Origin of the sequence: Clostridioides sp. ES-S-0010-02 (assembly GCA_020641055.1) — a bacterium.
In the GTDB taxonomy this organism is placed as follows: Bacteria; Bacillota; Clostridia; order Peptostreptococcales; family Peptostreptococcaceae; genus Clostridioides.
Map to the genome: position 1 here is coordinate 2,123,992 of CP067345.1, position 14,583 is coordinate 2,138,574.

The following is a 14,583-nucleotide window of genomic DNA, read 5'->3' on the forward strand; positions in this document are numbered from 1 at the left end:
TAGCATTTAAATAAATTTACAAAAAGGGGAAAATCAATATGAATAATATAAGTTTAAAAGGAAAGAGTTTTTTAACATTAAAGGATTTTACAAAAGAGGAAATTAGATATTTATTAACTTTATCTAGTTATTTAAAAACTAAGAAGAAGGTTGGTATAAAAGGAGATTTATTGCAAGGTAAAAATATAGCATTATTGTTTGAGAAGACATCAACAAGAACTAGATGTTCGTTTGAGGTGGCTGCTCATGATGAAGGTGCTCATGTAACTTATCTAGGACCCAATGACTGCCATATGGGTAAAAAAGAATCTGTATCCGATACAGCAAAAGTTTTAGGAAGATTTTATGATGGTATAGAATTTAGAGGATTTAAACAGGAAACAGTTGAAAGTTTAGCAAAATACTCTGGAGTACCTGTTTGGAATGGCCTTACAGATGAATATCACCCAACTCAAATACTTGCAGATTTTCTAACAGTAATTGAAAATGTAGATAAAGATTTAAATAAAGTTAAATTTGTTTATGTTGGGGATGCTAGAAATAATATGGGTAACTCATTGATGATAGGATGTGCTAAAATGGGAATTCATTTTGTAGCGCTTGCTCCTAAAGAACTTTGGCCAAATGAAAAGTTAGTTGAAGATATGAAAGAAATAGCTAAAAAGTCTAAAGGAGATATATTGTTAACTGAAAATATTGATGATGTAAAGGGTGCTGATGTTATATATACAGATGTATGGGTTTCTATGGGAGAAGAAGAACAATATGAAGCGAGAATAAATCAACTTAAAGATTATCAAGTGAATATGGATATGATAAAGAAAACTGAAAATGAAAATGTTATATTTTTACATTGTCTTCCAGCTTTTCATGATTTAGAAACTAAAGTTGGTCAAGAAATTTATGAAAAGTTTGGATTATCAGAATTAGAGGTTACTGACGAGGTATTTAATTCCAAGTATTCAAAAGTATTTGAAGAGGCAGAAAATAGAATGCATACTATAAAGGCTGTTATGGTTTCTACTATGACTGATGTAAATATGAATAATAATTTAATATAAATATTTTTTAATCTAGATTTATGTTTTGATAAAAGTCATAAATATTCTAAATATATTATTAAAAATCCTCATTATATGTTAAAATAATTTATGTATCAACAAATTAAGAGGGAGGATTTGAGATATGAAAAAAATCATATTACTTTTAACAACTTTTTTATTAGCAATATCTTTGACAGCATGTTCAAGTGCAAAACCAGAAGATACAATCAATAATTTTTTTAGTAGTGCAAAGAAATTTGACTTTGAAGGTATGAACAAAGCTATGGAAAATAATGATGAAAAATATAAGGATATACTAAAAGAATTAGAAACAGAAGACCCAAGTACACAGTATGTTTTAGATTATCTAAAACATAATGCATCTAAAATAACATACACAATAAAAGACAGTGAGATTAAAGATAATAATGCAAAAATTCAAGTAGAGTGTAAGTTTGTAGATTCAACACCATTACTTAAAGAAATAGTGGCTGAAGCATTTACAAAGATGCTTGGCATGAGTTTTTCAGGTCAAGATTTAACAGATGAGAAAACAACTGAAATGTTAGTGTCAATTATGAAAGAAAAGCAAAAAAGTGTTGAAGAAACTTTTGTAACAAAAACTGTAGAGTTTGAATGTACTAAGAAAGATAATAAATGGATAATAAGTTCAGCTAATGATGCACTGGCTGATGTATTATTATCTAATCTTGTTACAGCAGGAGAGGAATTTTCTAACTCTATGAGTTAAGTTGAATATTAAATTGGAACTATAATAAAAAATGAATATATAACATTTATAAGGGATATCAGCTTTGGTATCCTTTATATTTTTAAGGTAAATAGATAAAAATCAATGGAGATATTAAAAATAATTTGAATATTTATTGTCATTATTAGAAAAATATTTACTGTATAATATATATTATTTAAAATGAGATAATTACGAATAGAATGTATAATTATAAGTAAGACATATATCTAATGGAAATGATAGATGTGATATTATTGATGAGAAATCAACTTTTATATAAATAGAATTAGAAGGTAGCAATTAGAGTTAGTTGCTACCTTTTTCATGTTTATTTTCTTTTTTTATACATCAGAATGAAGAGTATTATTGTAAAATTATTTTAGATTAAGATTATCTAGTATTTTTAAAAATATTTTTACTGCAATATCTAAATCATTCACAGTAACATTTTCATTAGGATTATGACTTATGCCTTCAGTACATCTTATAAATACCATGCCTATATCAGTTATATTATCCATTTCTTGAGCATCATGACCAGCGCCACTATAAATATAAAATGGGTTGAGATTTAAATCCACAAAACTTTTTTCTATAACTTTTGTCATTTTATCAGAACATGGTACAGGAACATTTTCAAAAGAGAGTTCACTTGTATAATTAAGTTTTCTATTTTGACATATGCGAGTTATTTCATCAAATATTTTTATTACTGAAGTATCAAGAGTTTCTTGTGAACATGAGCGGACGTCAAGAGTAAAATCAACCCTTTCAGGAACTACATTTGATGATGATGGATAGAAATTCATCTTTCCAACTGTAGCAACTAAATCAGGCGTTATCTTAGCTATATTTTCAATTGATAATACACATTCACAAGCACAACATCCAGCATCAAATCGCATATCCATTGGGAGTGTTCCAGCATGGCCAGATTTGCCATTTACTGATATTTTAAAACTCTTAAATCCTGTAATACTTGAAACAATACCAGCAGGAAGAGCATTGTTTTCTAAGACAGGTCCCTGTTCGATATGGAATTCTAAATAAGCATCAATATCTTTTCTAGGGTGTAAATTTATTAAATTTTTAGTATCAAATCCAAATTTTGTTACAGCTTCTTCAAGCGTGATTCCATTTTCATCAACAGATTTGAGTAGTTCCTCTTTAAAAGTACCAGCAAAAACTTTACTTCCCATTAGAGATGTTTCAAATCTTGTTCCTTCTTCCTCAGCGAATGCAACTAATTTAATATTAAATGGATAAGACTTATTATTATTTATAGATTCTTCAAGTCCAATTAGAGGAACAATTATTCCTAGCATTCCATCAAATATACCTCCACATTTTACACTATCTTGATGAGATGCAACTACTAATGTAGGTGCGTTTAAGAAATTAGATTTATATGTACCTATAATATTTCCAATATCGTCAATTTCAATATCAAGATTCAAATTTTTCATCCAAGAACTTATTAATTCAATCGATTTTTTATGCTCATCAGTTAATATAAGTCTTGTAAGTCCTGTTGTTGTTGAACTTATTTTTCCTAATGTTTGTAAATAATCCATACATCTTTGTCCTAACATGTGTACCCTCCTAAAAATATAATTGTCAACTAAATTTATCAGATAATTATATTATATCAGTATATTTAGAAAATAATAGGATGTTACTGAATAAATAAATAATAAAAAAATAAAAATCCTAGTAGAAATAAATTCATAAAAAACAAAAATACTATCAAATTTTACCCTGATAGTATTTTTATAAAATCTTTTATAAAACCACTTAAATATAAAACTAGTGTTAATATCTTTTACACTTCTTTTTTACAATAAATTTTTGTAGAAATAAAATATGAAATTACAAATAATAAAATCGCAATAAATGGAAGAGAATAAACTAAAGTATTAAGTATAATTTCAATAGAAATACTTGAATTAAATCTTTCCAAAAGACTTTTAAATCCTAATATTGCAGCAGTAGGAAGTAAAAAGCATGCAATCATTAATAAACGAGCTTTTTCTGTACCAAATTTATAAATAAGTGGTAAAATAAGGCTAGCAAAACATACTGAAATTGATAAAATTAATCCTGTAATAACTAAAGTATCATCTAAAACAAGTGTATTTTTAAAATATCCATTAACAATGCTAATAATAAGTGAAAAAAATACACCTATAAAGCTAAATATTAACATAGTTAAATATTTACTTAATACAATAGTGTCACGTTTGATAGGCATTGTAAGTACATAGCTATCCCATTTATTTAAATCATCATATGAAAATGTTGAAACAATCATTGTTGTACATAAAACTATAATAACACCTATAAAACTACTGTTATTTCCATCTCCAACAGAAGAGATATATCCAAATACAATCATAAATAAAATTAGAAATTTTATATTGCTTTTTAAATTAAGTAAGTCTTTTAAAATTAGTCCCTTCATTATTTATCACCTCTCACATAAAATAACATAATTTCTTCAATTGATGTATTATCAACTATAAGGTTTGGATGTTTTGTAATAAATTTATACTTATCTTTAAGTAGTACTTCATATCCAAACTGGCTTTTACGATAATATGAATAATCTTCATTTGTAAGTTTAGCAAAATCATTAGAATTACATTTTAAGATACCCATAGTATCGATTAATTCATCTTTGCTTTCGCTAAATACAATTTTCCCCTTATGTATAAATGTAATATAATCTGCTATTTTGTCTAAATCACTTGTAATATGTGAAGATAAAATAATAGAATGTTCTTCATCTTGTATAAAATCTAAGAATATATCCAATATTTCTTCTCTTACAATAGGGTCAAGTGAACTAGTTGCTTCATCTAATATTAATAACTTTGGTTTATGAGATAAAGCTACAGCAATACTAAGTTTCATTTTATTACCTTTTGAAAATTCTTTAATTAGTTTATTATTTGGAACTCTTAGTTGTTTTAAATATTCTTTAAATAGTCTATCATCCCAGTTTTTATAGATATGGCTCATAATTTTTGAGATATTATTTGTATTTAAATTCTCATGAAAGTTGCTTCCTTCAAATACGACACCAATTTGTTCTTTGATTTCTTTTTCATTTTTTATGTTATCAAGGCCAAAGATTTCAATATTTCCACTATCATAAGATATTAAATTTAAAATTGATTTTAGTGTAGTAGTTTTTCCTGCACCATTTTCACCTACAAATCCCATTATAGAGCCTTTTGGTACTGAAAAAGATACATCTTGTAATGCAAAATTTTTGTAAACTTTGTTTAGGTTTTTTATAGTTATTGCGTCCATAATTATCATTCTCCCTTATATAATAAAAGTAAAATATCTTGTAACTCATTATATGTAATGCCACTACTTTGAGCTGTATCAACTGCTTTTTGTAGGTATTCTTCGATTAAACGAAGTTGTTCTTCTTTAACAAAATCCATATTTTTGCCAGATACGAAACTACCTTTACCAGTAACTGTTTCAATAAATCCATCATGTTCTAAATCACTATATGCTCGTTTTGTAGTAATTACACTTATTCTAAGTTCTTTTGCTAATAATCTCATACTTGGAAGAGCAGTACCTTCTGGCAACTCTCCACTTATAATCATACTTTTAATTTGTGTAGTAATTTGTTCGTATATTGGCTTGCCACTTGAATTACTAATAACTATATTCAATTAAACACCTCCTTAAATTGTATATATAGTATATATACATTATATAAATATATATATACTATGTCAAGTAAACTTACAAAAAAATAATTGGAAATATTATGTGTTTAGTGGTTTTACTCTGTAGAAAAGATTATTTTACTGAGCATATTAAAATTTTTAAAAAAAATTTACAAATATTATTCAAAAATCTTACCAATAAATTGAAAATACTGATTTTAAAAAACAATAAAGTTTAGCTTATAGATAAATAAAAGTTTAGCTTATAGATAAACTTTTGCTATTTTTGTTTTTGACATACATATTTTTTTGTAATATATTTATATTATCAATTAGAGATAAGGAGAGTGAGAAGAGATATTTAATTTAGATAAGGCATTAAAAAAAGATTTAAATCAAGAATACACAGAAAGTAGAAATTTGGTTATGAACAAAAGTAAATATATGAATGTTTGCTTTAAAAATTATATCAAAGTGGCAGAAGGAATGTATACTAAAAGAGATTTAATTCCAATAAAATTGATAAATTCTATGGATAAAAATAATAAGATTAGGAAAACACTACATGAATTATCTTGCGAATTTGAATATCCAAAGACTTCCTTGTCTTCATTGTTTACAGAACTAAAAAAATTAGATTTTTTACAGAAAGTAAAAAATGGTGAGTATATGATAAATCCACATATAGCATATAAAGGAAATAAAGCTGATAAAGAAAGTTTACTAGAAGAATATAATCAGATAAAAAGACCTAATAAGGTTAGTAAATAAGGAAGAAGGTTTTTATATGAGTTTAAAACTTGATAGAAATGTTCTACAGTGGTTTGATTATGTATTTGAAAATGAAGAAACTAGTTTGAGATATTATAATTTTGAATGTACATTAAAAGAGATTAGCCCCACTAGTTTAAACAGAGTAGCATTTATATTAGAAAAAAATAATTCTGAATACTGGAAGTTGTATTTTGAAATACCAGCTGAAGTTACTTTGAAACTTAAACAAAACATTCATCCTTTATTTAGAGAGTATATATATGAACAAATATCACTGTATAACGATAATCAAATTTACAATTTTGTAAATTCAAATTTATTAAAAGTGTTTAATAATATTGCAATTTACCAATATAATCTTTTAGAAAATCTATATACTATTGATTTTAGAAAGAGTTTTATAGATAAGTGCCAATATTTGTTAATAGGTGAAAAAAGACTTATAGATGAAGATTTATATCTAAGAGCAAAATCAAAAGAAGTGTTTGATTTTTTTAATTCAGATGGAACCTTTAATCTGACATTAAGTTTTGACATACAAAAAAATGAAAGTTTGCTTGATAGTCTTTTAGAGCTTAGAAAATCAATAATCATAAATGAGAGAATTTAATTTATTTGGATATAATATTAAAATGGAGGGATTTATATGGACGTAGAAAAAATGACTTTAAGAGTTCAAAAAAGTTTAAATGAGGCTTATAATGAAGCAGTAAAAAATCATAACCAACAAGTAGATGTAATTCATCTTTTTTCAGCACTTATTAATCAAGAAGATGGATTAATACCAAATATAGTAGAAAAGATGAATATATCAATAGATTCTTTAAGAAATACTGTAAACTTTGAAATGGATAAACTTCCAAAAGTATATGGAGAAGGAGCAGATTCACAAGGAGTGTCAGCTACTAGAAAAATAAATGAAGTACTTATAAAAGCAGAAAGTATTTCTAAAGAATTTAAAGATTCATATATAAGTGTTGAACATGTTATGCTTGCAATGATGGAAACAGAATCAAAATCAGTTGTTGGTAAAATATTGAAACAATATAATATAAATAAAAATGATTTTTTAAATGTTTTATCACAAGTTAGAGGTAGTCAAAGGGTAGAAACACAAGACCCAGAAGGAACATATGATGCACTTGCTAGATATGGAACAAATTTAGTAGATTTAGCTAAAAAAAATAAATTAGATCCTGTAATTGGAAGAGATGAAGAAATAAGAAGAATTATAAGAATTTTATCAAGAAGAACAAAAAATAACCCTGTATTAATTGGTGAACCAGGTGTAGGTAAAACTGCGATAGTTGAAGGCTTAGCAGAGAGAATAGTAAGAGGAGATGTACCAGAAGGATTAAAAGATAAAATAGTATTTTCTCTTGATATGGGCGCATTGATTGCTGGTGCAAAATATAGAGGAGAATTTGAAGAAAGATTAAAGGCTGTCTTAAAAGAAGTTCAAAGTTCTGATGGAAAAATCATTCTATTTATAGATGAGATTCATACTATAGTTGGTGCTGGTAAAACAGAAGGCTCAATGGATGCAGGTAACCTGATTAAGCCTATGCTTGCAAGAGGAGAGTTAAATTGTATTGGTGCAACTACTTTTGATGAGTACAGAAAATATATAGAAAAAGATAAAGCCCTTGAAAGACGTTTCCAACCTGTAATTGCAGAAGAACCTACTGTTGAAGATACAATATCTATACTTAGAGGACTTAAAGAAAGATTTGAGATACATCATGGAGTAAGAATTCATGATAATGCTATTGTAGCAGCAGCAAAACTTTCTCATAGATATATACAAGATAGATTTTTACCAGATAAAGCAATAGATTTAATAGATGAAGCTGGAGCTATGATTCGTAGTGAAATAGATTCATTGCCAACAGAATTAGATGTGGTTAGAAGAAAATTATTTACACTAGAAACTGAGAGAGAAGCTTTGCTTAAAGAAAATGATGATAAGAGTAAGACAAGATTAGAAGATATTCAAAAGGAAATAGCAGAGTTAAAATCTAAAAATGATGAAATGACTGCTAAATATGAAAAAGAGAAGAGTCAAATACTAGATATCAAAAATTTAAAATCTCAATTAGATGAAGCTAAAGGAAAAGCTGAAAAGTACGAAAGAGAATATGATTTTAACAAAGCAGCAGAGGTTAAATATGGTGAAATACCTAAATTAGAAGAGCAAATAAAGAAATATGAAGAAAGTATGAATGATGGTTCTGAAAACTCACTTTTAAAAGAAGAAGTTACAGAAGAAGAAATATCTAATATTGTATCAAAGTGGACAGGTATACCAGTAACTAAATTAGTCGAAGGTGAAAGAGAAAAGCTACTTAAGCTAGAAGATGAACTTCATGAGAGAGTTATTGGACAGAATGAAGCTGTTACAGCAGTTTCAAATGCAGTAATACGTGCAAGAGCTGGCCTAAAAGATGAAAGAAAACCAATTGGTTCATTTATATTCTTAGGGCCTACAGGAGTTGGAAAAACTGAACTTGCAAAAACTCTTGCTAGAAATTTATTTGATAGTGAAGACAATATAATTAGAATTGACATGTCTGAATATATGGAAAAACATGCTGTATCAAGATTAGTAGGACCTCCTCCAGGATATGTAGGATATGAAGAGGGCGGACAACTTACAGAAGCAGTTAGACGTGCACCTTATTCTGTAATATTATTTGATGAGATAGAAAAAGCACATGAAGATGTATTTAATATGTTTTTACAAATATTAGATGATGGTAGACTTACTGATAATAAAGGTAAGACTGTAGACTTCAAAAATACTCTTATAATAATGACCTCTAATATAGGAAGTAATTATTTATTAGAAGCAGGTGGAAATATAACAGATACTACTAACAGTCTTGTAATGAATGAGATGAAGCATAGATTTAAACCTGAATTTCTAAATAGAGTAGATGATATTATAATGTTTAAACCTTTAGACCAAGATAATATCAAGAAAATTATAGACATATTTATGGAAGATTTAAAAAATAGATTAAAAGAAAAAGATATTTCTATTGAGGTTACAGATTCAGCTAAAGATGTAATGGTGAGAGAAGGTTATGACCCTGTGTATGGTGCAAGACCTCTTAAGAGATATATAGGAAATACATTAGAAACTATAATTGCAAGAAAACTTATTGCTGGAGAGATATATAATGGATGTACTATAGTTATAGATGGTCAAGATGAAAATATTGAAGTTTTAGTTAAGTAATAAAAGTCAGTAGAGCAAAATGTGTGGTTTGATACATCATGCTCTACTGACTTTCTTGTTCATTAATGTTAATTAATTTATATATTTATGGTTTTAATAAGGAAGATATAATTAGTTTTATTATTTATATAATATAGGGTTATTAATTGATTTTATATAAAACAAATATTTTTAAACAGAGTAAGGTTTTTTTATTAAAAGTTGATAAAATATATGATATAAATAAGTAAAACTATTAATCATAACTGAAGATAAAAATAAATATGGAAGGATATAGTGCTCAATGAAAAATATATTTTACTATGAAACTAAAATTGGGAAAATAGGAATATCAGAAGAAAATAATTACATTACAGATTTATTCTTTGGGATACAAGAATTATCTTGTGAAAAATATACAGTTAAAGAGACTAAAATTATAAAAGATGCAAATAAACAACTAAGTGAATATCTAAATGGTGATAGAAAAAAATTTGATTTACCATTACATCCATCAGGAAGTGAGTTTAGTAAACAAGTGTGGAGTGAACTTTGTAAAATTCCATATGGAGAAACAAGAACTTATCTAGAATTAGCGAATACAATCAATAGACCTAAATCATATAGAGCAGTGGGGTTGGCCAATAGTAAAAATCCTATTTCTATTTTTATACCTTGCCATAGGCTTATTGGTTCTAATGGAAGTTTAAGAGGTTATTTGGGCGGAATAAAAACAAAGGATTATTTATTAAAACTGGAAAGTGAAAATAAATAATAGAATTATATAGTAAGTACATATTGAAAAGATAATACTTATAATGAAAATTAACTTTATTTTCATTAATAATTAAGTTCCAATAATTAAGTTATGAAAACTTAAACTCTCAATAATAAAAATAGTTTAAAGCTAAATAAATTTTACTACACAAATATAAAGTGAATAACATAAATAAAAGATAAATAGTATTTTGTGAGAAAAATTTGAAGTGTAGTCATGCAAATCTAGCCTCTTTAGAAAGTGGATTTTAATTATGTTTATAAATGGTAAAAAAATACTGATAATGATAGTTAGTAAACTATAATTATCAGTATTTTTTATACTTTATCAAGTACTAAAAAGTAGATTAAATAAACATAAAAATTTATATATTTATACAAAATTTTATAATAAGAATTATCTTAAAAAATATATAAAAACATAAAAAATATACAAAATTCTACAATAATAGATTTTTTTGTTATAATTACGAGTTTTTTATTGCATCTGTAGAATAAAAGTATTATTATATAGTTAAGATAATTATCCAAGAAAATTTTGGATAAGAGAAAAATATTTTATGAAATGAAAAAATCATAATTACATAATTTTTATTAAAAATTTGTTGGGAATCTTTGAATAAAATTAAGAACATAGGTTCGCTGGGGGATGGTGTATGTGGAAAAATCAAATACTACTATTATAAGAAAGGAAAAAATTAAAGACACAGGAATTAAATTAGATTTTTTATTGAGTGTAGATATTGATTTTTATGAAATGTTATTAGAAATATTGGAAAAAGTAAAAGAAGAGAACTAATTCTCTTCTTTTAAAAATCTCTTTATATAAGCATTATCAATCATTTTTTCTATAGCCTCTCTATCTTCTTCTTCAAGTGAATATATCTTTTCTAAAAGCTGCTTTGTTTTTTCACTAACTGATAAACTTTCTATTATTAATTTGTCTTCTCTATTTATTTTTGTATTTTCATTTATACCTAATAAATAATCTGTAGATGTCTTCAGTGATTTTGCTAATCTTACTATTATTTCACTTTTAGGTTCTCGCAGATTATTTTCATAACGTGATAAACTAGCTTCAGTTATACCAACTTTAGTAGCAAGTTCCTTTTGATTTATATTCAACTCTTTTCTTAGCTTTGCTATTCTATCTCCTAAACTTTCCATATGTACATCACTCCTTACCGAAATTATAAGTTATTTTGCTGAAAAGTAAAATAAAATTACCAAAAATATATAAAAAAAGAAAAAAGATAAGAAAAAAGATTGATAATTACCGTTTGTATATATATAATATAAATTATACAAATGGTAATTTATGGAAGGGTGATATGTTGAATGGAAACAAATCAAAATTAAAAATGATGCTATAAAAAAAATAATGAAATTATTAAAAATAAATCCTATAATACATTTATTTGAAGAAAATATAAAAATAAGTTTATAGAAAAGAGATATATATGTTGTAAAATATTGAGTTTTGATATAAATGATTTAATATACAAATGATTTGAATAAAAATTTTTATTAATACAATTACCAAATGTATAAATCAACATGGAAAGGGTGGTAAGGATAAGTTTTACTAAGTGAAATAGATTGTATAATGATGTTGGAATAATCAACAAATGATTTATTATGGAAATAAAAAAGAGAACTAATTAGCAAGGCTTTTAGGATTAAAGAAACTCTCAAAAAAGAAAGATGGTATATAAATATGTAATGGTAAAAGTTTTAATTATGTCAAAATAGTATATAACAAGGAAATGACTTAAAAATAAATTAAATATATTGGAGAATTTGAAATGATAATAATTAGAAGCCAGGATAAAACTAATTTAATGAAAGTTAGTAAAATTGAAATAAATGATAATCAAATATATGTAACATTTGAAGATATGTATAATACTAGGAAGATAGGATGTTATGAAAGTAAAGAGAGAGCAATACAAGTATTAGATAAGATACAAAATTTTATTGAGAATGGCACTGAATATGATTATATAACTGCTAATAAAGTTAGATGTAATGTAAATCGAATATTTCAAATGCCAATTAAGTAAGGTTATTATATTAGGCTATTCAGATTTGAAAATTATTCTAATAATTTTGTTGAAAGTGATTATAATTAAAATTTATTTTAAATATTGTTTTTGCTATAATCAAGCAGAAAAGTGAAAATAGGTATTATCAATAAGATAAAAAGTTATTGTTAAATATATTAAAGAATAAAATACCCTGTTCTTAAGGTAGTAAGAATGGGTATTTTATTTGTACATAAATATTAAGATAAAATGTAAAGCTAATAGATACATTAAATTATCTAATAAGTGATATAAAAATTATACAATAGAAATTCTCCTAAAACAGCTAATATTAAGTACATAATAGCTTCATTTTTAGGGAGGTTAATAGTTTTTCTATTTGTATCATCATCAGCTTCAACAGCAATTTCATCTTGAAGAATCTGTTCATATCGATGTGCAAAGATAGTCTTTTTACTTATATAATTAAATAAATTATCTATACATATCCATATGAAGTATCCCAAAATAGCACCTAGAGTATTCATCATCAAATCATCAATATCTGTGGTTCTATGATTAAATAATTGACAAATCTCAATTGCCAATGAAAAGCTTAGTCCAGTACATAATATGCTAATAAAATTTCTAAATCTTTTCCAAATCAAAGGAAGTAAAAATCCTAAAGGCATAAACATGATGATATTTAGAATGTAGGTTAAAGCACCACTTGAACTAAATGGAATTAAATTTATTTCATCTAGTCTAATAATTTCACCATATCTACCTATATCCCATATACTTCCAATACCTGCTTTGCTAAGTGCTAAGTAAATATAAAACAAAAAAACATAGACCCATATTAGATGTGTTACTAAATTCCTTTTTTCTTTTAAATTTACTCTTCTTATAACAATTATTTGGTATATTAAACAAGGTAATATTGCACAAAATAACGGATAAAGTGTACACATAATTTTAATTTATCTCCCTCCAAAATTTATATTTTTGACCTTATAAATACTATCTTTATTGTAATCTTTAAAAATAAACTTTTCTTTAATAAAACCTTAAAAATTTATTAACTTATAAAAATAAACTATGTATCCTTATAAGACTTAGAAAATTGAATCTTCTACACTTAATATGTAAGTATTTAAAAATTTTATCATATGTATAAATATTATAAATATATGGAAATAATAATAGTATATATTGGTAAAATAGGAGGAATTGTATGAAATGGATTAAATGGTATAGTATTACATGTATATGTATTTTTGCTCTTATAACTTTTTTTATGTTAATGTTTCCTAATAAAGTAAAAATACTTGATGCTTCATCTGCATATAGTTTTATTGAAAAAAAAGTGCCAAATAATGCTAGCTATCAAGGATACAAGAGGAATCAAATTGATGGTACTACTACAATTTATTATAATTATAATAATTCAACTCATGTAGTAAAATTATCACACCCTGAATATAATTCGAGAGCGACTAACTGGGATAAAGTTTCAAATATTATATTTGATTAACTTAAAATTAGTACTTATATACAAGTATATTAAGTTATAATTTGTTTGACATTTGTAAATGTAGATATTAGAATCTAAACATAAACGATTTTTGTTTATCTTGAAGATAAGGCAATTATTGTGTGTTAGACTGGAGAAATAGATTATGAAAAATGTCGAAGAACTGCTTCCAAAAGATAAGTTTGATAACTGTAATATTGAAAAATTAAAGTTATTATCTGATGAAGAGATAAAACCTATTTGCCTTAGGCTTTTAGAATGGATACAAGATTACAATTGGCCTGTTGCAAAAGATATATTACCTGTATTGGCATTACATCAAGAAATTATTACTCCACTGATAATAGATATTCTTATCCCAGAGGAAAAAGATGATGATTGGAAATATTGGATAATCGTATGTCTATTACCAATGTTCACAGATAAAAAACTTGAACCAATTATACCTTTTATAAAGAGAATTGCAGAAAAACCAACAAAATGGGAAAATACTTCAGAAGTAGATGAGGTTGCGAGAAAATTGTTACAATTAAGGTTATGAGTATTTTTGGAGTGTGCTTTATTAGATAAGATATGTATAATAGTTCAACTTTACAAAACTATGCTATTATGTGATATGCAGTTAAAAATATGGGATTTTAGAAAATAATTATTTTATGAAGGTTTATGGATTTATATATGAATATATGAAGATATTTTAGACTTATATTCTCCAAAAAATATTGTTGATAGAATGCAAATAGCAGTGTATTTCTAATATAC

Annotated in this window: 16 protein-coding genes; 10 read left to right on the forward strand and 6 right to left on the reverse strand. The window is 25.5% G+C overall.

The features are described from left to right. Window positions 1–38: 38 nt before the first annotated feature. Both argF and JJC01_09615 read left to right on the forward strand, forming a co-directional pair. Complete coding sequence (argF, locus tag JJC01_09610) at window positions 39–1,061, forward strand: ornithine carbamoyltransferase (GenBank protein ID UDN60097.1); 1,023 nt, start codon at window positions 39–41, stop codon at window positions 1,059–1,061. A gap of 124 nt (window positions 1,062–1,185) precedes the next feature. Then, complete coding sequence (locus JJC01_09615; protein ID UDN60098.1) at window positions 1,186–1,794, forward strand: DUF4878 domain-containing protein; 609 nt, start codon at window positions 1,186–1,188, stop codon at window positions 1,792–1,794. 377 nt (window positions 1,795–2,171) lie between these two features. Here the strand turns inward: JJC01_09615 and JJC01_09620 are convergent, their stop codons facing one another. The 4 genes from JJC01_09620 to JJC01_09635 form a co-directional block, all read right to left on the reverse strand. After that, the gene (locus JJC01_09620) at window positions 2,172–3,389 is read right to left on the reverse strand and encodes a M20 family metallo-hydrolase (protein ID UDN60099.1); all 1,218 of its coding nucleotides are present in this window, start codon (window positions 3,387–3,389) and stop codon (window positions 2,172–2,174) included. A 230-nt stretch (window positions 3,390–3,619) separates the two neighbouring features. Further along, window positions 3,620–4,258: an ABC-2 transporter permease gene (locus JJC01_09625; protein ID UDN60100.1), complete on the reverse strand. Its 639-nt coding sequence runs from the start codon at window positions 4,256–4,258 to the stop codon at window positions 3,620–3,622. Beyond that, a complete protein-coding gene (locus tag JJC01_09630; GenBank protein ID UDN60101.1) occupies window positions 4,258–5,121 on the reverse strand; it encodes an ABC transporter ATP-binding protein in 864 nt (287 codons plus the stop codon). The genes JJC01_09625 and JJC01_09630 overlap by 1 nt, the downstream gene beginning before the upstream one ends. After that, window positions 5,118–5,492, reverse strand: coding sequence for a GntR family transcriptional regulator (locus JJC01_09635; protein UDN60102.1), 375 nt, complete (start codon window positions 5,490–5,492; stop codon window positions 5,118–5,120). The genes JJC01_09630 and JJC01_09635 overlap by 4 nt, the downstream gene beginning before the upstream one ends. A gap of 423 nt (window positions 5,493–5,915) precedes the next feature. On the opposite strand from JJC01_09635, the gene JJC01_09640 reads away from it, so the two are divergent. The 5 genes from JJC01_09640 (at window position 5,916) to JJC01_09660 (ending at window position 11,059) form a co-directional block, all read left to right on the forward strand. Further along, window positions 5,916–6,260, forward strand: coding sequence for a replication/maintenance protein RepL (locus JJC01_09640; GenBank protein UDN56463.1), 345 nt, complete (start codon window positions 5,916–5,918; stop codon window positions 6,258–6,260). Between the two features lie 16 nt (window positions 6,261–6,276). Next, entirely contained in the window at window positions 6,277–6,873 is a 597-nt protein-coding gene (locus JJC01_09645) for a hypothetical protein (GenBank protein UDN56464.1), read from the forward strand. 36 nt (window positions 6,874–6,909) lie between these two features. Then, complete coding sequence (gene clpB, locus JJC01_09650; GenBank protein ID UDN56465.1) at window positions 6,910–9,504, forward strand: ATP-dependent chaperone ClpB; 2,595 nt, start codon at window positions 6,910–6,912, stop codon at window positions 9,502–9,504. A gap of 283 nt (window positions 9,505–9,787) precedes the next feature. Next, the gene (locus tag JJC01_09655; protein ID UDN56466.1) at window positions 9,788–10,258 is read left to right on the forward strand and encodes a methylated-DNA--[protein]-cysteine S-methyltransferase; all 471 of its coding nucleotides are present in this window, start codon (window positions 9,788–9,790) and stop codon (window positions 10,256–10,258) included. A 660-nt stretch (window positions 10,259–10,918) separates the two neighbouring features. After that, window positions 10,919–11,059 carry a hypothetical protein gene (locus JJC01_09660; protein UDN60225.1) on the forward strand — a complete coding sequence of 47 codons (141 nt, stop codon included), beginning with the start codon at window positions 10,919–10,921 and terminating at the stop codon, window positions 11,057–11,059. Here JJC01_09660 and JJC01_09665 read toward each other — a convergent pair. Next, window positions 11,056–11,427 carry a helix-turn-helix transcriptional regulator gene (locus JJC01_09665; protein UDN56467.1) on the reverse strand — a complete coding sequence of 124 codons (372 nt, stop codon included), beginning with the start codon at window positions 11,425–11,427 and terminating at the stop codon, window positions 11,056–11,058. The genes JJC01_09660 and JJC01_09665 overlap by 4 nt on opposite strands. A 638-nt stretch (window positions 11,428–12,065) precedes the next feature. On the opposite strand from JJC01_09665, the gene JJC01_09670 reads away from it, so the two are divergent. Next, window positions 12,066–12,323 carry a hypothetical protein gene (locus tag JJC01_09670; GenBank protein UDN56468.1) on the forward strand — a complete coding sequence of 86 codons (258 nt, stop codon included), beginning with the start codon at window positions 12,066–12,068 and terminating at the stop codon, window positions 12,321–12,323. A gap of 260 nt (window positions 12,324–12,583) precedes the next feature. On the opposite strand, the gene JJC01_09675 is transcribed toward JJC01_09670, so the two are convergent. Continuing rightward, on the reverse strand, window positions 12,584–13,258 hold the full coding sequence (locus JJC01_09675; protein UDN56469.1) for a VanZ family protein: 675 nt from the start codon (window positions 13,256–13,258) through the stop codon (window positions 12,584–12,586). A gap of 263 nt (window positions 13,259–13,521) precedes the next feature. On the opposite strand from JJC01_09675, the gene JJC01_09680 reads away from it, so the two are divergent. Then, the gene (locus JJC01_09680; GenBank protein UDN56470.1) at window positions 13,522–13,821 is read left to right on the forward strand and encodes a hypothetical protein; all 300 of its coding nucleotides are present in this window, start codon (window positions 13,522–13,524) and stop codon (window positions 13,819–13,821) included. A gap of 145 nt (window positions 13,822–13,966) precedes the next feature. Then, window positions 13,967–14,362, forward strand: coding sequence for a DUF5071 domain-containing protein (locus JJC01_09685; protein UDN56471.1), 396 nt, complete (start codon window positions 13,967–13,969; stop codon window positions 14,360–14,362). Window positions 14,363–14,583 lie beyond the last annotated feature (221 nt).

What these genes read in the sequence shown, in the direction of transcription:
- JJC01_09675 (UDN56469.1), bottom strand. Translation starts at nt 13,258, where the DNA reads ATGTGTACACTTTATCCGTTATTTTGTGCAATATTACCTTGTTTAATA.
- JJC01_09680 (UDN56470.1), top strand. Translation starts at nt 13,522, where the DNA reads ATGAAATGGATTAAATGGTATAGTATTACATGTATATGTATTTTTGCT.
- JJC01_09620 (UDN60099.1), bottom strand. Translation starts at nt 3,389, where the DNA reads ATGTTAGGACAAAGATGTATGGATTATTTACAAACATTAGGAAAAATA.
- JJC01_09640 (UDN56463.1), top strand. Translation starts at nt 5,916, where the DNA reads ATGAACAAAAGTAAATATATGAATGTTTGCTTTAAAAATTATATCAAA.
- JJC01_09685 (UDN56471.1), top strand. Translation starts at nt 13,967, where the DNA reads ATGAAAAATGTCGAAGAACTGCTTCCAAAAGATAAGTTTGATAACTGT.
- JJC01_09670 (UDN56468.1), top strand. Translation starts at nt 12,066, where the DNA reads ATGATAATAATTAGAAGCCAGGATAAAACTAATTTAATGAAAGTTAGT.
- JJC01_09630 (UDN60101.1), bottom strand. Translation starts at nt 5,121, where the DNA reads ATGATAATTATGGACGCAATAACTATAAAAAACCTAAACAAAGTTTAC.
- argF (UDN60097.1), top strand. Translation starts at nt 39, where the DNA reads ATGAATAATATAAGTTTAAAAGGAAAGAGTTTTTTAACATTAAAGGAT.
- JJC01_09665 (UDN56467.1), bottom strand. Translation starts at nt 11,427, where the DNA reads ATGGAAAGTTTAGGAGATAGAATAGCAAAGCTAAGAAAAGAGTTGAAT.
- JJC01_09615 (UDN60098.1), top strand. Translation starts at nt 1,186, where the DNA reads ATGAAAAAAATCATATTACTTTTAACAACTTTTTTATTAGCAATATCT.
- JJC01_09625 (UDN60100.1), bottom strand. Translation starts at nt 4,258, where the DNA reads ATGAAGGGACTAATTTTAAAAGACTTACTTAATTTAAAAAGCAATATA.
- JJC01_09645 (UDN56464.1), top strand. Translation starts at nt 6,277, where the DNA reads ATGAGTTTAAAACTTGATAGAAATGTTCTACAGTGGTTTGATTATGTA.
- clpB (UDN56465.1), top strand. Translation starts at nt 6,910, where the DNA reads ATGGACGTAGAAAAAATGACTTTAAGAGTTCAAAAAAGTTTAAATGAG.
- JJC01_09655 (UDN56466.1), top strand. Translation starts at nt 9,788, where the DNA reads ATGAAAAATATATTTTACTATGAAACTAAAATTGGGAAAATAGGAATA.